The following is an 18,858-nucleotide window of genomic DNA, read 5'->3' as shown; positions in this document are numbered from 1 at the left end:
CCCCTATCGCAGCTCCACCTCCCCAGTTGCCAGCCCCGCGCGGCCCGTTTAGAGAACCGACGGCCCGAGGCCGATGGGGCGTCGCCAAGTGGTAAGGCAGCGGTTTTTGGTACCGCCATTCCCAGGTTCGAATCCTGGCGCCCCAGCCAAGCCTCAGCTAAGTCGTTGATCTGATTGCGATCCGCGCTCGGCCGCTCTGGCGGCTGCGCCGATTGTACGCAGAGCTGTTGCACGCGCTTGTCCACAGGGGCAGGCCGTTGACGATTTGTTCTAACGTGTACCGACGCGGTGCGGTATACTGGTGGCGTAGGCGATTCCGTTGCGATGAGCGGACGCGACCGCTTGGTGCCTCTGGTAAGGGGAATTCCACCACGGTCGCTCTGAGCCTGGGCACGACCGACCCATCCAGTGCGCGCACACTCGGCTGGGCGCTCAACGCGGAAAGCCTCCGCGTCCGGGACGATCCCGCCATGCGCACCACCAGCCAGATCCGAGACCACCTGCGCGCGTATGTCGACCGGGAGCGGGGCGCGCGGTTGACGCGTCTGCAGCGCGACCTCGATCCGCCGCGTGATCCGCTCGTCGGCGACTGGCCCGCACTGATGGAGAGACGCGCCCGGGAATACCGCATCTTCGGGCGCCTGCAGGCCCTGGCCGCCGAGGAAGGCTTCGAAGCCGGGTACGACAGCGAACTCGATGCTCGCCTAAAGCGGGAAGGCTTCAGCCTGACGGAACGCGGGGCGATCAGGCGACGCATCACGAATGGCTACCTGCGCGATCTCGGACGCCCGGACGAGACCGGGCGGCTCACGCCGCCCCGCGCCTATCTCGAGGCGATGCTGATGAGCATGGACGAGCCCGTCACCGAAGCGGGCCTGATCCGATGCCTACGCGGCCTCGCGGCTGTCTCCGGCCATGTCTCGCGCGAGTTCGCTGCAACTTATGCCGAGGCCCGTTGCGATCCGCGTGAGGCCTGGGCCAATCTCTCTGCCATGCGCGTCAGGGGCGAAATGCCACGCGACGAGCTAGGCTGGGCCTCGTCCGACTTCGATGGCGCCGACAGCTTCGAATGGGGCGACTTCGAGATCCACGCTCCGCCGATACTTCGGCAGACCGCGAGTGATGATGGTGGCGGTCCTCCCCCTCACCTATCCGAATCTGCCCGCTATCCCGTACCCGAGGAGGGTCCTGCACCGGCTAGGAAGCACCCGCCCGCTGCGCCAGCACCTGCGTCGTACCCTTCGGACACGGAGGCCGCCGCTCCAGAAGCGGTTCCAGATCAATCGCATATGCGGTCCGAGCTGGATGGCGAGGATGCCATTCAAGACACCGCCGACTGCGCTACTGAATACGAACAGCGAGTTCAGGACGATGCGAGCACGGGCGTGGAAGCCGTCTCCGAGCCCATCACGAACTCCCTGACGACAATGGTCGAAGAGCTCGTCATCCACAAAGGTGTCACCTGGGACGAGAAGACCCAGCGGCAGCATCGGGCCGTCGCCAGGATGCTGGGCGACATCGCCGGGACCGACGACCTGCGGCGGATCACGCACGCGCATCTCGCTGCCTACGTCCAGAACCTCTCGAACCTGCCCAAATCCTACGGCAAGAGTTCACGCGATGCGGATCTATCGATCGCAGATCTCATTGAGCGTGGACGAACGATGCGGGCCGCGGGTCAGGCTGAGAAGGTTGGGCTCAGCCCCGCGACGGTCAACCGGCATATCACGCAGCTCTCGACGATCGCGAAGTACTGCCGCGCCAAGCAGCGCCCGATCGGGCAGGTCGAACTTCTGAGCGACTTCCGGCTGATCGACCCGGAGCGGGATGGTGAGAAGCGACCGGCCTTCGAAGCTCACGAGGTAGAGAAGCTGTTCGCACATCCCGTTTGGACCTCGACGGCCTCGGAGCCGGAGATGCTGCGGATCGCGCGGAGGCAGCAGATCTTCGCAGCCGTCTACTGGCTGCCACTTCTCGGCTACTACTCCTGCGCGCGCTTGTCCGAGCTGGCCTATCTCGAACTCGGCGACATCGACGTGGAGCGGGGCACGCTCAAGATCCAACCGACACGCCGGCGGCGTCTCAAGAATGCGGTGTCTCGCCGGACGCTGCCGATCCATCCCGAGCTCATCCGCCTCGGCTTTCTGGATTTCGTGCGGACCAAAGCGGGCGGGCGACACGATCTGATTTTCTCGGAGATCGCACAGCTTGGCGAGAACACACCCCTGTCGAACCTGTTCGACAAGCGCTGGACAGTCGTTCTGGACGAAGCCGTGCCGTCGGCTCGGGAGGAGGGAAAGACGTTCCATTCCTTCCGGCATTTCGGCAATACGGAGATGATCAGGCGTTTGGTGCTCGATCCGATCCGCGAGTCGATGCTGGGCCATGAGGGCGCCACGGTGAACTCGCGCAACTACAAGAAGACGCTCAAACCCGAAGACTTGCTCACGGCCATTGCGGCCATACCCGAGGTCACGCGGGATCTACGGACGTATGATTGGGCGCTTCTTGGAACAGTGATCACGGACGGCTCGTCGAAGGAGTGCGTGATGGGGAGGCGACGGCGGTCAAGACGCCCGTCATCCTCTTCATCGACGCATCCATCCGCGCGTAAAGGCGACGCCGCGGGATCGGGACGGTCTCCGCCGACAACGGTATTCCGTTCACGGCCAGACCAGAAGTCGCTTCACGCGACTTGAAGCCTGATGCGGCAAGCCCCGATCCATACAGCCGACCCTCGCCGCTTCTCCGATGCGGGCGCTCAAGCAGCTCAGCTGGCGTTTCTCATTTGCGCCATGAGCGGACATCGGCGCACTGCCCGGAAGCGGACGACACCTGCAAGTATGCAACCTTCCGGCGTCGACCCTAATTGGGCCTTCAGACCATTACACGGGAACGTCAGAGCGAGCATTGGAGCGGGCAATCTATCGCTTCGCGAACCCCACGTCGGCAGCAATGCTATTCAACCGTTCTGGCGCGCGCTCCTTCCGCTCGCTGTAGCGGTTGACCAGGTAGTCGGCCCGCTCGCGGGTCAGGAGCGTGAACTTCATCAGCTCCTCGCACACGTCCACGACGCGCTCGTAGAGCGGCCCCGGCTTCATCCGACCGGCGTCGTCGAACTCCTTGTAAGCCATCGGCACCGACGACTGGTTTGGGATGGTGATCATCCGCATCCAGCGGCCGAGCAGGCGTAGGCTATTCACCGCGTTGAAGCTCTGCGAGCCGCCCGAGACCTGCATCACGGCAAGGGTTCGTCCCTGGGTCGGCCGGACGGAGCCCTCTGACAGGGGCAGCCAGTCGACCTGGCTCTTCATCACCCCGGTCATGTTGCCGTGCCGCTCGGGGCTGACCCAGACCTGCCCCTCGGACCAGATCGACAACTCCCGCAGTTCCTGCACTTTCGGGTGGTCGGCGGTGCTGTCGTCAGGCAGGGGCAGGCCGTGCGCGTCGTAGATCCACACCTCGCCGCCCATGGCTTCCAGCAGGCGCGCGGCCTCGTAGGCCAGGAAGCGGCTGAACGAGCGCTCTCGCAGCGAGCCGTACAGGATCAGGATCCGCGGCGCATGTGTAAACGGCGCGGTCGAATGCACGCGGTCGCGGGTCGGCACCTCGAAATGCGCCACGCTCAGGTTCGGCAGGCCGTCGGCGAAGGGCTGGGCGGGCTTGTCCAAGGATCAACTTTCTTGTACGTTCAAGCAATAATTTGAATATTGTATCGAAAATGGATGAACCGCAAGCCCTCGCTGCGTTCGCGGCCCTCGCTCAAGAACACCGCTTGCGCCTGGTGCGGGCGCTCGTGAGCGCCGGCCCGGACGGGCTGGCCTCCGGCGTGCTGGCTGAGGCGGTCGGAGTGTCCGCCGCCACCGTGTCCCATCACCTCAAGGAACTGAGCCACGCCGGGCTGGTCGCCTCACGGCGCGAGGGCCGCTCGATCATCTACAGCGCCGCCTACCCGGTGCTGTCCGACCTGATCGCCTTCCTCATGCGCGACTGCTGCCAGGGCCGCCCGGAGGTCTGCGCCCCGGCGATGGCTGCGCTGGCTACCTGCTGCCCCCCTTCCGGAGAGACCGCCCATGCCTGAGCCGTTCGATGTTGTGATCTACCACAACCCGGAATGCGGCACCTCGCGCAACACCCTGGCGATGATCCGCAACGCCGGCATCGAGCCGCACGTGGTCGAGTACGTCAAAACCCCGCCGACACGGGCGCTGCTGGTGCAACTCCTGCTTCGTGCCGGCCTGAGCGTCCGCGACGTGCTGCGGGATAAGGGCACCCCGTTCGCCGAACTGAACCTCGGCGATCCGGCACTGACCGACGCGCAACTGCTCGATGCGATCGAGGCGCACCCGATCCTCATCAACCGCCCGCTCGTCGTCACACCGAAGGGCGTGCGCCTGTGCCGGCCGTCCGAGGCCGTGCTGGATCTCCTGCCAGTGCAGCAGGGCGAGTTCGTCAGGGAGGACGGCGAGCGGGTAATGGACGAGCATGGCCGCCGCGTCGTTGCCGCCTGAGCCTCACGCCGATTAACGAGAAGAAAACGCTCGGATGCTCGCGCTCGCCATCTTTCTCGTCACCCTCGTGTTCGTCATTTGGCAGCCCAAGGGCCTGGGGATCGGGTGGAGCACCCTGGCCGGTGCGGGGATAGCCCTTGCCACGGGCGTGATCCACCCGGGCGACATCCCGGTGGTCTGGCAAATCGTCTGGGACGCCACCTTCACGTTCGTGGCGCTCATCATCATCTCGCTGCTGCTGGACGAGGCCGGGTTCTTCCACTGGGCCGCGCTTCACATCGCCCGCTGGGGCGGTGGCCGGGGCCGGCGGCTGTTCCCGCTCGTTGTCCTTCTCGGCGCGGCCATCGCGGCGGTGTTCGCCAACGACGGCGCCGCGCTGTTGCTGACCCCCATCGTGCTGGCGATCCTGCTCCGGCTGGACTTCGAGCCGGCGGCGTCCCTGGCCTTCATCGTCGCCTGCGGGTTCGTGGCGGACAGCACCTCCCTGCCGCTGGTGATCTCCAACCTCGTCAACATCGTCTCGGCGAACTTCTTCGACGTGACCTTCGGCCGGTACGCGGCCGTGATGGTGCCGGTGAACCTCGTCTCCCTGGCGGCGACCCTGCTGGTGCTGTGGGCCTACTTCCGGCGCGACGTGCCGGCGGCCTATCCCGTGGATGCGCTCGAACGCCCGAACGACGCGATCCGCGACCCGCTGGTGTTCCGGGCGGCGTTCCCGCTGCTCGGCGTGCTGCTGCTTGCCTACTTCGTCACCGCGCCGTTCGGCGTGCCGGTCTCGGTCGTGACCTTTGCCGGCGCTGCGGTGCTCCTGCTGCTCGCGAACCGAGGCGGGATCATCCCGATCCGCAAGGTGCTGACCGGCGCCCCCTGGCAGATCGTCCTGTTCAGCCTCGGCATGTATCTGGTGGTCTACGGCCTCCGGAGCGCCGGCCTGACCGACGAGCTGGCGAAGGGGCTGGTCTGGCTTGCCGGGCATGGACCGTGGGTCGCCACCGTCGGCACCGGTTTCGCCGCCGCGATCCTGTCGTCCGTCATGAACAACATGCCGAGCGTGCTGATCGGGGCGCTCTCGATCCAGCAGGCCCCGGACCTGTCGCCGCTGACCCGCGAGCTGATGGTCTACGCCAACGTGATCGGGTGCGACCTCGGTCCGAAGTTCACGCCCATCGGCAGCCTTGCCACCCTGCTCTGGCTGCACGTCCTGGATAGCAAGGGCCAAAGGATCACCTGGGGCCAGTACATGAAGGTCGGGCTGGTCATCACCCCGCCCGTGCTGCTGGTCACGCTGCTGGCGCTGGCGGCCTGGCTGCCGCTGCTCGGCGCTCGGTAGCCCGCCCGCGCCCGAGAACCGCCGGCTGGCCGGTGATCTCCGCCTTCGGCCGGCTCTACGGCGCGGAGGCTCGGCTGCCACACACTGTAAAACATGACCGGGCGACGTTTGAGAGCGTGGCAGAACGTTGCGCACCGCTTCGAGTGGCCCTGCGGCAATATCAGGCCTCCCACCATCCAAAATCATCGACACGGATGGCGCTGCTGTCTCCTCATGCGTCGTTATGATAAGGAGCACGGGGGGACGATACGTCAGGATGCGATCCATCGGCCAGCACCTCGTCGAAGCGTGGCCGCGCCTGTTCCGCTACGCCCTGACACTGACGCGGGAGCCTGACGCCGCGCGCGACCTGATGCAGCAGAGCGCCCTCAAGGCGCTCTCGACGGGGACGACGCCGAGCGAACCACGGGCGGCCCGCGCCTATCTGTTCCGGATCGTGCGCCACGCCTGGATCGACCGCATCCGCCGGAACCGATCCCGGCGCGAGGACGATCTCGTGGATTGGCCCGACGAAGGGTTCGACGACCGCCTGATCGAGGCCATCGCCGTGCGCCAGGCTTTCGCCGCCCTTGATGCGCCCTGCCGGACGGTCGTGACCTGCGTGGACGTCGAGGGCCTAAGCTACCGGGAAACCGCCGAACGGCTCGGCATTCCCGTCGGCACGGTCATGAGCCGTCTGCACCGGGCGAGGCGGATCATGCTGCACCGGATCGCCGGGCCGTCCGATGGGAGCGAGGGGCGGTGATGCGCTGGGAGACCCTAAATGCCTACGTCGATGGGGAACTCGACGCGCAGGACCGGCGCGCTGTCGCGGAGACGCTGGCCCGGGACCCGATCCTGGCCGCGCGGGTCGCGACCCTGACCCGGCTGAAGCAGGGGGTGAAGCAAGGGGTAACGGCGGCGGCCGTGCCGCCCCGGCGCGCGCCGATCGCCCGCGCCTACATCGGATGGGCGTGCGCCGCGGCCCTGGTCGTCCTCGTCGGCACCGGCTGGCTCGCCCTGTCGTCTCGCGCGCCGGCCGACTCCGCGCGCGCAGCCTTCACGGCCTGGAGCGCGGCGGGCTCACCCGCGAACGACGTACGGCTCGCGGGCGGCCCCCCTGGCTTCCCCCTCGATCTCGGGGCGGCCGGCTTCCGCTTGGTCTACCTGTCCCCGGACGATGGTTCGGTCGGTCGCCTCGCCGGTTACGAGGGGCGTCACGGCTGCCGGCTCGCCATCTGGAGCGGACCGTCGCGCGGACAGGCCGGTCTGGAGATCGCGCAAGGGAGCGGCGGCCTGCGTATGGCGCGCTGGGACAGCGAGGGGCGCCGCTACGTCCTCCTGTCCGAGATGGTGCCGACCGAGCGGTTCGCCCTGCTGGCCGAGGCAGCCGTGCTGCTCACCGAACCGAACAAGACGGACCGCCTGCGGCTCGCCCTGGACCGGGCCACCGGCCTCTCGGAGCGCCCCTGCACCGGCTGACCGGCGCGCGCCGCGGGATTTATTTCGACCCGCCGCGAATAGACCGGGGGCGACGTGCGTCTCCTCCTCCGCACGTCGCGGGCCCGGTCGCCGGAGCCTTGCGCGGATCGGGGAGGAATCGGATGCTCGACAGACGCGATCTCATCAGGCGGGCGGGCCTCACCGCCCTGGCGGGCCTGGGCGGCAGCAGCTTCGCGTCGTTGCGGGCGCTCGCGGGCGACACCGCCACGCTGCCCTTCGGCCACGGCGAGCGGCCCCTGGCGGCCTATCCGGGCAAGCGCCCGCTGCTTCAGATGACCGCGCGGCCGCCGCAGCTGGAGACCCCGTTCTCGGTGTTCGACGAGGGCGCCATCACGCCCAATGACGCGTTCTTCGTGCGCTATCATCTCGCCGACATCCCGACCGAGATCGATCCCGAGACCTACCGCGTCGCGATCAAGGGCCATGTCGAGCGGGAGGTCTCGCTCTCGCTCGCCGACCTGAAGGCGATGCCGACGACCGAGATCGTCGCGGTCAACCAGTGCTCGGGCAATTCCCGCGGCTTCTTTGAACCGCGCATGGCCGGGGGGCAGCTCGCCAACGGGGCGATGGGCTGCGCCCGCTGGACCGGCGTGCCGCTGAAGGCCGTGCTCGACAAGGCCGGGGTGAAGGCGGGCGCCGTGGAGGTCGCCTTTACCGGCCTCGACGGCCCGGTGATCCCGGAGACGCCGGACTTCGCCAAGTCGCTCAAGCTCGACCACGCCCGCGATGGGCAGGTGATGCTGGCCTGGGGCATGAACGGGCAGGACCTGCCCTGGCTCAACGGCTATCCCCTGCGCCTCGTCGTGCCGGGCTTCTACGGCACCTACTGGGTCAAGCATTTGGAGAGCATCAGCGTGCTCGACAAACCCTTCGACGGCTTCTGGATGCAAAAGGCCTACCGCATCCCCGACAACGACTGCGCCTGCACCGAACCCGGCAAGGCGGCGGACAAGACCGTGCCGATCAACCGCTTCACGGTGCGCTCCTTCCTGACCAACCTGACCGACGGGGCGGAGGTGAAGGCCGGGCGCACCCCCTTGCGCGGCATCGCCTTCGACGGCGGCTCCGGGATCAAGGCGGTGGCGGTCTCGACCGACGACGGCAAGACCTGGATGGAGGCGCGGCTCGGGCAGGATCTCGGCCCCTACGCCTTCCGGCCGTGGACCCTCGACGCGGAGCTATCGCCGGGGGCGCACGCGATCCGGGCGCGGGCAACCGCCAACGACGGGGCGAGCCAGCCGATGGAGCCACGCTGGAACCCGGCCGGGTACCTGCGCAACGTGGTCGAGACCACCCACGTGCGCGCGGCCTGAGGGAGTGACGACGATGACCCGTATCACCCTCGCCCTGGCGGCGGCCCTCGCCCTCGCCCTCGCGACCGGCGCGGCGCTCGCCGCGCCGAAATCCTACGAGGTGCCCGAACCGACCGCGACCCTGCGGGCGCCGAAGGCCGGCACGCACGCGGAAGGCTTCGAGGCGGCCCAGACGAACTGCCTCGTCTGCCATTCGGTGGACTACATCGCGATGCAGCCGCCCGGCAAAGGCGTGGCCTTCTGGGAGTCCGAGGTGACTAAGATGGTCAAGGTCTACCACGCGCCGATCGACGAGGCGCAGACCAAGGCCATCGCCGCCTATCTGGCGGAGACGTACTGAAGCGTTGCACGGGCAGTCCGCTCTCCGCGCGTGCGCACGCGCGGAGAGCGTGGCTTGACAGGCAACTCCGCGGCTGACACACCGCCAGCACGGCAATGGATTTCTGCCGGGCCATCGTGGCCGAACCGCCCTCGGGCTGATGATTCCTACCTTTTGCGATCTCGCAACAAGGGGGAATCGTGCGCGCCTCGTTCCAGAATCTTCTCTCTCAGCTCGACCTCATCGCCTTCCTGCGACTCAGGCGGGTCCACGCCCTGTCGGTCGTGCGCTGGCTGATCGCCCTCGTGCCGATGGCCGCGGCGGTCGGGACGCTCTGCGCCGCCTTTCTGTGGAGCCTCGACGCCGCGACTGCTGCGCGGTTCGCCCAGCCTTGGCTGCTGCTCGGACTGCCCCTCGGAGGCCTCGCCGTTGGCCTGCTCTACCACCGGCTCGGCCGGTCGGTAGAGGGCGGCAACAATCTCATTGTCGAGCAGATCCACGAGCCCGGCGGCGGCGTGCCGCTGCGCATGGCCCCGCTCATCTTCCTCGGTACCGTCGTCACGCACCTGTTCGGCGGCTCTGCCGGACGCGAGGGCACGGCCGTCCAGCTCGGTGGCTCCCTGGCGAGCGCCTGCGTCCGGCTGTTCCGCCTCGATGCCCAGAGCGCCCGGATCATGCTCATGGCCGGCATCGCGGCCGGGTTCGGTGCGGTGTTCGGCACCCCGCTGGCCGGTGCGGTCTTCGCTCTGGAGGTGCTGGCGATCGGTCGCGTCGAGTACGCAGCCCTCGTCCCCTGCCTGATCGCGGCGGTCGTGGGCGACTGGACGTGCCGTCTCTGGGGCATCCATCATGGCCTGTTCCGCATCGATGATCTCGCGGAGGGCGCGCACGGGGCCGGGCCGCTGCTTCTGGCCAAGGTGGCCCTCGCCGGCGTCGCCTTCGGGCTTGCCGGCCTGCTCTTCGCGGAGCTGAACCACTGGCTCGGCGGCTGGTGCAAGCGGCTCATCGCCTACGCCCCGCTGAGGCCCGTCGTCGGGGGCCTCGCCGTCATCGGCCTGGTCTCCGTGTGCGGCACCCGCGACTATCTCGGGTTGGGCGTGTGGTCGCCCGACCCGCACGCCCTGATCATCGCGAGCTTTTTCGGGCCGGACGTGCATCCCTGGAGCTGGGCGCTCAAGATCCTCTTCACCACTGTGACCCTCGCCACCGGCTTCAAGGGCGGCGAAGTCACACCGCTCTTCTTCATCGGGGCGGCCCTCGGCAACGCGCTCGCGGGGCTTCTGGGGGCACCCATCGACCTGATGGCGGGCCTCGGCTTCGTTGCGGTCTTCGCGGGGGCCGCCAACACGCCGCTCGCCTGCACTCTGATGGGCATCGAGCTGTTCGGTGCCACCCATGCCGTCCCAACCGCCATCGCCTGCTTCGTGGCCTATCTCTGCTCCGGGCATAGCGGCATCTACCTGTCGCAGCGCATCGCCGTTCCGAAGGTCGCCACCCAGGATGCGTCGATCCTCGGCGCCACCCTGCGGCAGGCCCGCACGGTCCGGACCGCTTCCCGTCGCACCGTCGCACCCGTGAAGGACTGAGGAGAGCCGATGCCGCAGGCACACACCGTGATTCCGGCCGAGGTCGGCATGCTGCGCGTTTATGTCAGACGGGCGGACAGGGCCGCATCGCGCGGGCGGCGCTCGTTCTGGCAGCTCGGAACGGGAGCAAAGCCCCTTTACCGGGAACTGATCCTGCGGGCCAAGACCGCAGGCCTGATGAACGCGGTCGCCCACCCGGCTCAGTACGGATTCAGCGACCACGGGCCGATCCGAGAAGACGGTTCGGAGCTTTCCGATCCTCAGCTCACCATCTGCGTCGAGTTGATCGGCCGGCGCGCCCAACTCGAACAATTCTGCCGTCAACAGGGCGATCTGTTGACCGACAAGATCGTCGTCTACAAGCCTCTGGAACACTGGTGCGTCGGGCCTACCGGGATCACGCAGGCCAATGCCCCTCAGGACGTGGCGGGGCTCGAGCCATGAAGGCCCTTCTGGCATCCTGGCAGATCTGGGCACTGCTCTCCGCCGCATTCGCGGCCTTGACGGCGATCTTCGCCAGGATCGGGATCGAGGCGGTCAATTCCGATTTCGCCACGCTGATCCGCACGGTCGTGATCGTCTGCGTCCTCAGCCTGATTCTGCTCGCCACCGGGCAATGGCAGCCGCTCGGGTCGATTTCGCGGAAGACCTACCTGTTCCTCGTCCTCTCGGGGCTCGCCACCGGCGGCTCGTGGCTCTGCTACTTCCGCGCCTTGAAGCTCGGCGATGCGGCCCGCGTTGCACCTCTGGACAAGCTCAGCGTCGTGCTGGTCGCGGTGTTCGGCGTCATGTTCCTGGGCGAGCGATTGGCTGCCCCAAACTGGTTGGGCATCGCCTTGATCGCCGCCGGCGCCGTGCTGGTCGCCTACAGGGCGTGAGGACAAGCCATCGGGATAGGACGCGAGGGGGCCGTCCGGCGACCGCCCCCCACGCGCGTCAGTGCGGTGCCTGGGTCTGGACCGTGGCGCCGGTCTCGCCAGGCTTGCCCTCGACGATGACGAGGCTGCGCCGCGCAGCCGCATCGGCGTTCTGCGTCACCTGCCTGATCGGGCCCACGGCGTTGACGATGGCCGCGCCCGCCGGGTTCGTCATGAAGGCGGCCAGCGGCTCCAGCGGCCCGGCGCCCTTCGGATCGGCCGAGAGGGCCAGCACGTAGGGCTTCTTCGGTGTGAGGTCCGTCACCGCCGCCTGCAGGGTCTGCAGCACCCCCTGGTCGAACAGCGTGACCTGCGTGGCCGCCTTGCCGTCCGGCCCGGCCAGCGTCAGCGTGCTCGACTGGCCCGCCGCGCCCAGCGGCTGGAGGTTCGGCGCGCCGGCCCCCTCCGGCACCGCGTCCGGGACGTAGGCCACCCCCTGCGGCCCTTGGCCGATCGGGATCGTGGCGATCACCGCGTTGCTGCCGGTGTCGATCACCGCGACCGCATCGGCGTTCTCCAGGCCGACATAGATCCGCGAACCGTCGCCTGAGGGCCAGAGGCCGTGCGGGAGCGCGCCGGTGGGAATCGTCGCGACCTGCGAGAAGTCGTCGGTGCGGAACACCTTCACCTGGTTCAGGCCGCCGACCGTCACGTAGGCGAACTGCCCGGCCTTCGTGCGCGCGATGTTGACGTGGTTGGTGATCGGTCCCGTCTCGATGGTCTTGAGCGCCTTGAACGGCGGCGTGGCCTCGAACACCTGGACGCGGCCGACGTCCTTGAGGGTGAACCAAACCTGCTTGCCGTCGGGCGTCGCCGCGATGTCGGGGCAGAACGGGCTCTCCTGCTTGATCCGCCCGACGATCTCGCGGCTCTTCACGTCGATGGCGACCGTCTCGGGGCTGAAGCTGGAGCAGACGTAGCCGTAACGCCCGTCGGGCGAGAAGATCGTCATGCCGGGCCCGTTCGGCACCGTGATCCGACCCGTCTCCTTGCCGGTCCCCGCGTCGAGGATCGCGACGTAGTCCTCGCCGCGCACGCTGACCCAGACCTCCCGCCCGTCCGGCGTGAAGAACGCCTCGTGCGGCGAGCGTCCGACATAGGTCGTGCGGCGCACCGTGTTGGTGGCGGTGTCGATGAAACTGACCGAGTTCGAGCCGATCGAGACGGCGAGCAGGGTCTTGCGGTCGGGCGAGAAGCCCATGCCGTGGACGAGGAGTTGGCCGCGATAGAGCGGGCTCAGGTTCGCGGGCGTCGTGTCGCCGAGGCGGATCACGCCGAGGAGCGTGTTGGCGGCGGGATCGATCACCGAGACCGTGTTGGAGAACTGGTCCGAGGTGTAGAAGCGGTCGCGGGGGCTGACGGGCACGTCTGGCGCCGAGGCGGGCCCCGGCGCCTGACCCGCAAGCGAGGTCCCGCCGAGGAGGGCGAGCAGCAGGGTCGCCGGAATGAGGTGTCGCATCGTGAAGGTCTCTTCGCGCTGATGGTCGGGACGGTGGGCGGCGATCCGCTCAGTGACGGTGATGGGCCGGCGGCTGCGTCGGCGGGGTCTGCGCAACCGGTCGCTCGGCGAGGGCGCGGCGCATGACCTCGATCTCCTGCGCCTGCTCGACGATGATGCCCTGCGCGAGCCGACGCAGGACCGGGTCGCGGCCGTAGGCGAGTTCGGCCTTCGCCATCTCGATCGCGCCCTGATGGTGCGGGATCATCATGGCGGCGAAGTCCCGGTCGGGGTCGCCGGACGGCGCCACCGCCATGTCGGCGTGCATTCGCGCCATCGATCGGGCCATCATCGCTTCGAAGCCGCCGGGGGCGGTCTCCGCATGCCCGGCGCGCATCATCATCCCGCCGCCCAGGACGCCTCCGGCCGTGAGTAGGGTGATGAGGATCGCCGTCGGTGCTCCGCGCATGGTCTCTCCCGCAGTGTCGAGGTCACGCGGGGAGAGATGCCGGCCGGGCCGGGGATATTCCCGGCCGCTCCCGACAAGCCGATCACCGATGCGTGATCGATTGGCCGGGGCGAGGCTTGGAATAGTTCGGCTGCTTCCGGCATCTCTGTTCCGAACGGCGGCGCGCGCGTGCCGTCGCCGTGATCCGGAGACCGCCCTTGGACGACCTCGCCGTCCTGATCGAACCGCAGATTCCGGCCTTGCGGCGCTACGCGACCGCGCTGCTGCGACAGCGCGAGGCGGCCGACGACCTCGTTCAGGACACGCTGGAACGGGCCATCCGCGCCTGGCCGCAACGCCGCGAGGGCGATCTGCGGGCGTGGCTGTTCGCCATCCTGCGCAACCGCTACCTCGAAGGCATCCGGCGCCGCCGGGGCATCGAGGTCGGCCCCGAGGCGCTGATGGAGATCGCGGAGGCCGGGGTCGATCCCGAGGCGGCCCTGGGGGCGCGGGACGTGCTCGACGGGATCGCCGCACTTCCCGAGGAACAGCGGTCCGTCCTGCTCCTCGTCGCGGTCGAGGACATGTCCTATGCCGAGGTCGCCGCCGTGCTCGCGGTCCCCATCGGCACCGTGATGTCGCGCCTCAGCCGGGCCCGCGGCCGGATGCGCGCTTTCCTCGATCAGGCCCCCACGATCGTCACCGGGCATCTGCGGAGGGTGAAATGACCGCGTCCGACCCGCGTCCCGTCGGCGAGGACGACCTGCACGCCTTTGTGGACGGACGGCTCGATCCGGGTCGCTGCGCCCGCGTCGAGGCGTGGCTGGCCGCGCACCCGGAGGCGGCCGCCCGGGTTGCTGCCGACCGGGCGATGCGGGACCGGCTGCGGGCGCGCCTCGCGCCCGTGGCGGACGAGCCGATCCCCGCCCGCCTGCGCATCGCGAACCTCGCGGGTCCGCGCAGGAGGCCCATCCTGCGCTGGTGGCCGAACGCCGCGGCAGCGGCGCTCCTGCTCACCCTCGGCGGCGCGGCCGGGTGGGTCGGGCGCGGCGCCGTGCCGAGCGCGGGCACTCCAGCCGAACCAATGACGCAGGCGGCCGTCTCCGCCTTCCGCACCTACGTGGTCGAGGCCGCCCATCCGGTCGAGGTCCGCGCCGACGGCTCGACCGACCTCGTGCGATGGCTCAGCGCGCGCCTGGGCCGGCCCGTCACCGTGCCGGACCTGCGGGCGCAGGGCTTCCGGTTGATGGGCGGTCGCCTGCTCCCCGCCGGAGACGAGCCGGCGGCGATGCTGATGTACGACGACGACCGGGGCACCCGCCTGACGCTCTACAGCCGGGCCGGGCCGACCGGCGGGCGCGGCGTGTTCCGCTACGCCCGCGCCGACGACGTCGCCGCCTTCTCGTGGATCGATGCTGGGATGTCCTACGTGGTGACCGCCCGCACGGACGAGGCGCGGCTGCTCCGGGTCGCCGAGGCGGTCGATGCGCAGGTCTCGGGCAAGCGCGCGGGCGCGCGGTGACGCTCGTGTCCGAACCCTGCCGTACCACGGCCCCCGCCGAGCCCGAGACGCTATGACACTCGACCAGTTGCGCATCTTCGTGGCGGTCGCCGAGCGCCAGCACGTCACCCGGGCGGCCGAGGCGCTGAACCTCGTCCAGTCGGCGGTCAGCACGGCGATCGCCAACATTGAGGGTCGGCACGCGACGAAACTCTTTCACCGGATCGGCCGCGGGATCGAGCTGACCGAGGCGGGGCGCGTGTTCCTCGTTGAGGCCCGCGCGGTGCTCGCCCGGGCGGAAGCCGCCGAACTGGTGCTCGCCGACCTCAGCGGCATGCGGCGCGGGACGCTGGCCCTCTACGCTAGCCAGACCATCGCCAGCGACTGGGTGCCACGCCACCTCGTCGCCTTCCGCCGGGCCTACCCTGAGATCGCTATAAGGTTGGCAGTGGGCAACACCACCGACGCCGCCGACGCGGTGCGCGCGGGGCAGGCCGAACTCGGGTTTGTCGAGGGGGCACTGGACGACCCGACGCTCGCAAGCACGACCATAGCGCATGACCAACTGGTCCTCGTGGTCGCCCCCGGCCATCCCTTCGCCGGGGCGACCGAACTCGAACCCGAAAACCTCGCCGGGGTCGATTGGGTGCTGCGCGAGGCGGGATCGGGAACCCGCTCGGCCTTTGAGGCGGCCCTGGGCACGGCTGGCCTCTCAGCCGCCCAGCTTCGGGTCACGCTTGAACTGCCCTCTAACGAGGCGGTCCGCGCTGCCGTCGAGGCCGGAGGCGGGGCCGCCGTACTGTCCGAGACCGTGGTAGCCGCCGCGCTTCGGGCCGGAACCCTGGTGCGGGCGGCGTTCGACTTACCGAGCCGGCCGTTCCGGGTGCTGCGCCACAAGGAGCGCTACCGCAGCCGGGCCGCCGACGCACTTCTCGACCTTATCGCGACGGCGAACATCAAATGAGCGAGCCCGCGAAACCCGTGCCCCCCGACGACCCGCGGGTGAGGCTCGCCGAGGACCGGACCGTGCTGGCGGCCGAGCGCACCTTCGTCGCGTGGCTTCGCACCGGGCTCGCCTTCCTCGGCGTCGGCCTTGCCGCGCAGCGCTTCCTGCGGGAAGTGCTGGCGGTCTGGCCGCTGAAGGTGCTGTCGCTGACGCTGATCGCCTGCGCGCTCGCCTCGTTCGCCGGCGCCGTGTGGCGGGACCGGGCGATCCGGGCGCGACTCGCCCATGCCGAGATCCCGATGATGCCGCGCCTCCTCACCATCGGAATCGCAGCCCTGCTGATCGCGATCTCGGGCCTCGCGGCCACCGCCCTGCTCTGGGCGTGAGGGTCAAGCTACAGTCACCCGCACCCGGTGCCAGGCGGCGCTGAGGTAGCCCTTGTAGTTCCAGGTATCGTCGGGGGCGGCCGGCTGGGTCTGGCCGGCGGAATCCCAAGCCCGCACTGCGAGTTCGTGCTCGCCCGTTGTCAACTCGCGCTCGATCTCCCAGAACGTCCAGGCGTAGGGCGCGTCGGCATCGCGCTCGATCCGGGCCTGCGCCCAGCTACGGCCGCCATCCGTCGAGACGTCGACGCGGGCGACCGCGCGGTCGCTGGCGATGGCGTAGCCGCGGATCGCGTGCCGGCCGACCGCCAGGCACGCGCCGCGGGCGGGCTCGCAGATCGCGCTGTTCAGCGGCATCGCCTCGATGGTGATGCCGTGGGCGGGGTCGGCGGTCTCGGCCGTCACGTCGGGCGGAAACAGCTTGTAGTCGTCGGCCTGCATCGGGTTGTCGGAGGGCCGGTCCTGCACCGTGATGCGGGCGAGCCATTTCGGGCTGCGGATGCCGGCAAATCCCGGCACCACCACGCGCAACGGATGGCCGTGCTCGGGGGCGAGCGGTTCGCCGTTCATCGCGAAGGCAAGCAGCGTCTCGGGGGCCAGCGCCTTAGCGCGCGGGATCGAGGCACCGAAGCGCGTGTCCGTGTCCGCGATCCGGTCGTGGCTCTCGAAGGCGACGTGGCGCTCATCCACCGCATCGATCCCGGCCGCGCGCAGGACATCGGCGAGGCGCACCCCGGTCCATTCCGCGTTGCCGATGGCGCCGGGCGCCCACGGGTCGCCGGAGACCGGGGCCACCGCCAGCATGTCGGCCCGGCGGTTGCCGGCGCATTGCATCACCGCCGTGACGGTCACGTGGGCGAAGCGCGTCTTGAGGTCGGCGAGGGAGAGATCGAGCGGCATGGCGACCATCCCGTCGACGGTCAAGCGGTAGCTGTCGGCGTCGAGGTCCGGGATGTCGCCGTGGCTGCGGACGTAGAAGTCGGCCTGATCGGTGAGGAAGGCCGCGCGCAGACGATCGAGCGGTGGCTCGGCGTTGTAGGGCGCCTCGCCGTGGACGATGAGGCGGTCCTTGCGCTGGAACAGGCCGAGCATGGGGTCTTTGTCCTGCGTTCGTGACGTGTCGTCGATGAGAACGCGCCGGGAGCCGGTAAGGCACCCGACGCGCGATCGGTCACGGCTTCATCGTCGAGACCACCGCGTTCTTGGCGCGATCCACCACGGCGACGCTGAGGTCGCGGTTGAGGACGTAGGCGTGGGCGTTGTCGGCGGAGAACGCGATCGCCTGGCGCGGCTCGTTCAGGCCGGTCACAGTGCCGACGACCTTGAGCGTGCCGGTGTCGATCACCGAAAGCGAATTGTCCTTGAGGTTGCCCGAATAGACGAAGCGCCCGTCCGGTGTCAGCGCGGCCCCGTAGGGATCCTTGCCCACCGCCACCTCGGAGGTGACCTTGCGGGCGGCGACGTCGACCACGCCGATGGTATTGCGGCCGCTGTTGGCAGCAAACAACGTCCTGCCGTCCTTGGTGATCGAGATGGCCCGCAGCTTGTCGAACCCGGCGATCTCGCCGGTGATCTTGTTGGTGACGGTGTCGACCAACGTGATCTTGTCGCCGAGGAAGTTCGTCACGAACACGGTCTTGCCGTCCGGAGACAGCTTCACGCCCTGGCGCGGCTGCGAAAAGCCGGGGATCACGGCGTCTGCCAGCAGGGTCTTGGTGTCGAACACGGTCAGCGTGCTCGCGGCTTCGTTGTTGACGTAGAGCTTGGTTCCGTCGGCCGAGAGCACCGTGCCGAAGGCCCCGGGGCCGGCGGCGAGAACGCCGGCCTCCTTGCCGGTGGCGGTCTCGTAGATCGTGATCCGGCCGGTGCCGCTGTCGGAGACGTAGAAGCGGGCGCCGTCCGGTGCGAACACGATGTTGCGCGGCGTCACGAAGCCGTCGAGGCGGCGCAGCACCGTGCCCTTGGCGACGTCGTAGACGATGACGGCGCTTTCCTCGCTGTTCGACACTGCGGCGACCGTGCCGGCGGCGTTCAGGGCCAGCGCGTTGTTCTTGATCGCGCCGTCGAAGCCGGCGGCGAACCCGGGCTGGCCCTGGACGAGGAGCAAGGCGGCTCCCGCAAGGAGGGCACGCAGGCTGGTGCGGATTTGGGTCATGAAGCGTGTCTTTCGGGCATGCGCGCTCGTTCGGCAGCCAGGGGCCGGCCGTGAGGGCGGGTTCGTAGTCGGTTTGCGTAGTGCGGGACCGGTCCGGCCGTACATCGCCTCAAGGAGATGCCAGCGAGGGTGGTCTATTCCCCGAGGCCGGCGAAAAAAGTGCGACGGCCTCGGGGTTCAGGGGGCTCAGGGTGTGGGCTTCAGCGCCGTGAGGTAATCGACGATGGTCTGCACGTCGGCCTGATCGACCGGCGCCTTGTAGACGTGGAGCATCTTGTTCACGGTCTCGGTCCACTGCGCCTTCGTGAGCTTGGGCTGGGTCAGCACCATCCCGGCCGAGTGGCAGGCGAGGCAGTTGTTGTTGACCGCCTCCGCCCCCGGCCCATCCGGAAAGATTCGGTCGGAAGTCGGCATCTCGATCGACTGCGAGGTGAATCGCATCGGCTCGGGAGCCGGGGCGGCGAGCGCCACCAGGGGCGACAGTATGAGCGCGGCGATCAAGGCCGCAGGGCGGATGTCAATCATGGCT

Annotated in this window: 21 protein-coding genes, 1 tRNA gene and 1 riboswitch; of the genes, 16 read left to right on the top strand and 6 right to left on the bottom strand. The window is 69.0% G+C overall.

Annotation, left to right across the window (positions count from 1 at the left end):
* Positions 1-74: 74 nt before the first annotated feature.
* Together OWC43_RS12915 and OWC43_RS12910 are read left to right on the top strand one after the other, a co-directional pair.
* Positions 75-149 (top strand) — tRNA-Gln (locus OWC43_RS12915).
* 321 nt (positions 150-470) lie between these two features.
* On the top strand, positions 471-2,699 hold the full coding sequence (locus OWC43_RS12910) for a tyrosine-type recombinase/integrase (RefSeq protein WP_393956954.1): 2,229 nt from the start codon (positions 471-473) through the stop codon (positions 2,697-2,699).
* A gap of 225 nt (positions 2,700-2,924) precedes the next feature.
* Here OWC43_RS12910 and arsH read toward each other — a convergent pair whose 3' ends face one another.
* Entirely contained in the window at positions 2,925-3,671 is a 747-nt protein-coding gene (gene arsH, locus OWC43_RS12905; RefSeq protein WP_342148143.1) for an arsenical resistance protein ArsH, read from the bottom strand.
* Positions 3,672-3,721: 50 nt separating this feature from the next.
* Here arsH and OWC43_RS12900 point away from each other — a divergent pair, with 50 nt between their 5' ends.
* From OWC43_RS12900 to OWC43_RS12855, 10 genes are all read left to right on the top strand, one after another.
* Positions 3,722-4,081 (top strand): metalloregulator ArsR/SmtB family transcription factor, encoded by a 360-nt coding sequence (locus tag OWC43_RS12900; RefSeq protein ID WP_342148141.1) that lies wholly within the window; start codon positions 3,722-3,724, stop codon positions 4,079-4,081.
* On the top strand, positions 4,074-4,511 hold the full coding sequence (arsC, locus tag OWC43_RS12895) for an arsenate reductase (glutaredoxin) (protein WP_342148140.1): 438 nt from the start codon (positions 4,074-4,076) through the stop codon (positions 4,509-4,511). Before OWC43_RS12900 ends, arsC begins: the two co-directional genes overlap by 8 nt.
* Before the next feature lie 34 nt (positions 4,512-4,545).
* Positions 4,546-5,841: an arsenic transporter gene (locus tag OWC43_RS12890; protein ID WP_342148139.1), complete on the top strand. Its 1,296-nt coding sequence runs from the start codon at positions 4,546-4,548 to the stop codon at positions 5,839-5,841.
* Positions 5,842-6,097: 256 nt separating this feature from the next.
* The gene (locus tag OWC43_RS12885) at positions 6,098-6,586 is read left to right on the top strand and encodes an RNA polymerase sigma factor (protein WP_393956953.1); all 489 of its coding nucleotides are present in this window, start codon (positions 6,098-6,100) and stop codon (positions 6,584-6,586) included.
* Complete coding sequence (locus OWC43_RS12880) at positions 6,586-7,302, top strand: anti-sigma factor (RefSeq protein WP_342148137.1); 717 nt, start codon at positions 6,586-6,588, stop codon at positions 7,300-7,302. Before OWC43_RS12885 ends, OWC43_RS12880 begins: the two co-directional genes overlap by 1 nt.
* Positions 7,303-7,424: 122 nt before the next feature.
* Positions 7,425-8,636 carry a molybdopterin-dependent oxidoreductase gene (locus OWC43_RS12875; protein WP_342148136.1) on the top strand — a complete coding sequence of 404 codons (1,212 nt, stop codon included), beginning with the start codon at positions 7,425-7,427 and terminating at the stop codon, positions 8,634-8,636.
* 13 nt (positions 8,637-8,649) lie between these two features.
* Positions 8,650-8,976 carry a cytochrome c gene (locus tag OWC43_RS12870; protein WP_342148135.1) on the top strand — a complete coding sequence of 109 codons (327 nt, stop codon included), beginning with the start codon at positions 8,650-8,652 and terminating at the stop codon, positions 8,974-8,976.
* An 82-nt stretch (positions 8,977-9,058) separates the two neighbouring features.
* Positions 9,059-9,132, top strand: a riboswitch (Fluoride riboswitch).
* A 23-nt stretch (positions 9,133-9,155) separates the two neighbouring features.
* On the top strand, positions 9,156-10,541 hold the full coding sequence (locus OWC43_RS12865) for a voltage-gated chloride channel family protein (RefSeq protein ID WP_342148134.1): 1,386 nt from the start codon (positions 9,156-9,158) through the stop codon (positions 10,539-10,541).
* A gap of 9 nt (positions 10,542-10,550) precedes the next feature.
* Positions 10,551-10,985, top strand: a complete 435-nt coding sequence (locus OWC43_RS12860) for a DUF190 domain-containing protein (RefSeq protein ID WP_342148133.1) — start codon at positions 10,551-10,553, stop codon at positions 10,983-10,985.
* Positions 10,982-11,419 carry an EamA family transporter gene (locus OWC43_RS12855; protein ID WP_393956952.1) on the top strand — a complete coding sequence of 146 codons (438 nt, stop codon included), beginning with the start codon at positions 10,982-10,984 and terminating at the stop codon, positions 11,417-11,419. The genes OWC43_RS12860 and OWC43_RS12855 overlap by 4 nt, the downstream gene beginning before the upstream one ends.
* A gap of 58 nt (positions 11,420-11,477) precedes the next feature.
* Here the strand turns inward: OWC43_RS12855 and OWC43_RS12850 are convergent, their stop codons facing one another.
* Together OWC43_RS12850 and OWC43_RS12845 are read right to left on the bottom strand one after the other, a co-directional pair.
* Complete coding sequence (locus OWC43_RS12850) at positions 11,478-12,917, bottom strand: YncE family protein (RefSeq protein ID WP_342148131.1); 1,440 nt, start codon at positions 12,915-12,917, stop codon at positions 11,478-11,480.
* Positions 12,918-12,966: 49 nt separating this feature from the next.
* The gene (locus tag OWC43_RS12845; RefSeq protein WP_342148130.1) at positions 12,967-13,365 is read right to left on the bottom strand and encodes a DUF305 domain-containing protein; all 399 of its coding nucleotides are present in this window, start codon (positions 13,363-13,365) and stop codon (positions 12,967-12,969) included.
* 197 nt (positions 13,366-13,562) lie between these two features.
* Between OWC43_RS12845 and OWC43_RS12840 the strand changes: the two genes are divergently transcribed.
* From OWC43_RS12840 to OWC43_RS12825, 4 genes are read left to right on the top strand one after another with little or no spacing between them, the layout of a single operon-like run.
* The gene (locus tag OWC43_RS12840; RefSeq protein ID WP_342148129.1) at positions 13,563-14,072 is read left to right on the top strand and encodes a sigma-70 family RNA polymerase sigma factor; all 510 of its coding nucleotides are present in this window, start codon (positions 13,563-13,565) and stop codon (positions 14,070-14,072) included.
* Positions 14,069-14,866 carry an anti-sigma factor gene (locus OWC43_RS12835; RefSeq protein WP_342148128.1) on the top strand — a complete coding sequence of 266 codons (798 nt, stop codon included), beginning with the start codon at positions 14,069-14,071 and terminating at the stop codon, positions 14,864-14,866. The genes OWC43_RS12840 and OWC43_RS12835 overlap by 4 nt, the downstream gene beginning before the upstream one ends.
* 52 nt (positions 14,867-14,918) lie before the next feature.
* Positions 14,919-15,809 (top strand): LysR family transcriptional regulator, encoded by an 891-nt coding sequence (locus tag OWC43_RS12830; RefSeq protein ID WP_342148127.1) that lies wholly within the window; start codon positions 14,919-14,921, stop codon positions 15,807-15,809.
* The gene (locus OWC43_RS12825) at positions 15,806-16,177 is read left to right on the top strand and encodes a DUF202 domain-containing protein (RefSeq protein WP_342148126.1); all 372 of its coding nucleotides are present in this window, start codon (positions 15,806-15,808) and stop codon (positions 16,175-16,177) included. The genes OWC43_RS12830 and OWC43_RS12825 overlap by 4 nt, the downstream gene beginning before the upstream one ends.
* A gap of 3 nt (positions 16,178-16,180) precedes the next feature.
* On the opposite strand, the gene OWC43_RS12820 is transcribed toward OWC43_RS12825, so the two are convergent.
* The 3 genes from OWC43_RS12820 to OWC43_RS12810 all read right to left on the bottom strand — a co-directional run bounded on the left by OWC43_RS12820 (position 16,181) and on the right by OWC43_RS12810 (position 18,854).
* Entirely contained in the window at positions 16,181-17,266 is a 1,086-nt protein-coding gene (locus OWC43_RS12820; RefSeq protein WP_342148125.1) for a molybdopterin-dependent oxidoreductase, read from the bottom strand.
* Positions 17,267-17,345: 79 nt separating this feature from the next.
* Entirely contained in the window at positions 17,346-18,329 is a 984-nt protein-coding gene (locus OWC43_RS12815) for a beta-propeller fold lactonase family protein (protein ID WP_342148123.1), read from the bottom strand.
* A gap of 186 nt (positions 18,330-18,515) precedes the next feature.
* Positions 18,516-18,854, bottom strand: coding sequence for a cytochrome c (locus OWC43_RS12810; RefSeq protein ID WP_342148121.1), 339 nt, complete (start codon positions 18,852-18,854; stop codon positions 18,516-18,518).
* Between the last annotated feature and the right edge of the window lie 4 nt (positions 18,855-18,858).

Origin of the sequence: Methylorubrum sp. POS3 (assembly GCF_043352485.1) — a bacterium.
GTDB classification, from domain to species: Bacteria; Pseudomonadota; Alphaproteobacteria; order Rhizobiales; family Beijerinckiaceae; genus Methylobacterium; species Methylobacterium suomiense.
The sequence above is the reverse complement of the archived record's forward strand: the minus strand, read 5'-3'. Positions and strand labels throughout refer to the sequence as shown.

What these genes read in the sequence shown, in the direction of transcription:
- OWC43_RS12870 (WP_342148135.1), top strand. Translation starts at nt 8,650, where the DNA reads ATGACCCGTATCACCCTCGCCCTGGCGGCGGCCCTCGCCCTCGCCCTC.
- OWC43_RS12910 (WP_393956954.1), top strand. Translation starts at nt 471, where the DNA reads ATGCGCACCACCAGCCAGATCCGAGACCACCTGCGCGCGTATGTCGAC.
- OWC43_RS12855 (WP_393956952.1), top strand. Translation starts at nt 10,982, where the DNA reads ATGAAGGCCCTTCTGGCATCCTGGCAGATCTGGGCACTGCTCTCCGCC.
- OWC43_RS12875 (WP_342148136.1), top strand. Translation starts at nt 7,425, where the DNA reads ATGCTCGACAGACGCGATCTCATCAGGCGGGCGGGCCTCACCGCCCTG.
- OWC43_RS12810 (WP_342148121.1), bottom strand. Translation starts at nt 18,854, where the DNA reads ATGATTGACATCCGCCCTGCGGCCTTGATCGCCGCGCTCATACTGTCG.
- OWC43_RS12820 (WP_342148125.1), bottom strand. Translation starts at nt 17,266, where the DNA reads ATGCTCGGCCTGTTCCAGCGCAAGGACCGCCTCATCGTCCACGGCGAG.
- OWC43_RS12860 (WP_342148133.1), top strand. Translation starts at nt 10,551, where the DNA reads ATGCCGCAGGCACACACCGTGATTCCGGCCGAGGTCGGCATGCTGCGC.
- OWC43_RS12850 (WP_342148131.1), bottom strand. Translation starts at nt 12,917, where the DNA reads ATGCGACACCTCATTCCGGCGACCCTGCTGCTCGCCCTCCTCGGCGGG.
- OWC43_RS12815 (WP_342148123.1), bottom strand. Translation starts at nt 18,329, where the DNA reads ATGACCCAAATCCGCACCAGCCTGCGTGCCCTCCTTGCGGGAGCCGCC.
- OWC43_RS12845 (WP_342148130.1), bottom strand. Translation starts at nt 13,365, where the DNA reads ATGCGCGGAGCACCGACGGCGATCCTCATCACCCTACTCACGGCCGGA.
- OWC43_RS12885 (WP_393956953.1), top strand. Translation starts at nt 6,098, where the DNA reads ATGCGATCCATCGGCCAGCACCTCGTCGAAGCGTGGCCGCGCCTGTTC.
- OWC43_RS12890 (WP_342148139.1), top strand. Translation starts at nt 4,546, where the DNA reads ATGCTCGCGCTCGCCATCTTTCTCGTCACCCTCGTGTTCGTCATTTGG.
- OWC43_RS12830 (WP_342148127.1), top strand. Translation starts at nt 14,919, where the DNA reads ATGACACTCGACCAGTTGCGCATCTTCGTGGCGGTCGCCGAGCGCCAG.
- arsC (WP_342148140.1), top strand. Translation starts at nt 4,074, where the DNA reads ATGCCTGAGCCGTTCGATGTTGTGATCTACCACAACCCGGAATGCGGC.
- OWC43_RS12825 (WP_342148126.1), top strand. Translation starts at nt 15,806, where the DNA reads ATGAGCGAGCCCGCGAAACCCGTGCCCCCCGACGACCCGCGGGTGAGG.
- OWC43_RS12880 (WP_342148137.1), top strand. Translation starts at nt 6,586, where the DNA reads ATGCGCTGGGAGACCCTAAATGCCTACGTCGATGGGGAACTCGACGCG.
- OWC43_RS12900 (WP_342148141.1), top strand. Translation starts at nt 3,722, where the DNA reads ATGGATGAACCGCAAGCCCTCGCTGCGTTCGCGGCCCTCGCTCAAGAA.
- OWC43_RS12835 (WP_342148128.1), top strand. Translation starts at nt 14,069, where the DNA reads ATGACCGCGTCCGACCCGCGTCCCGTCGGCGAGGACGACCTGCACGCC.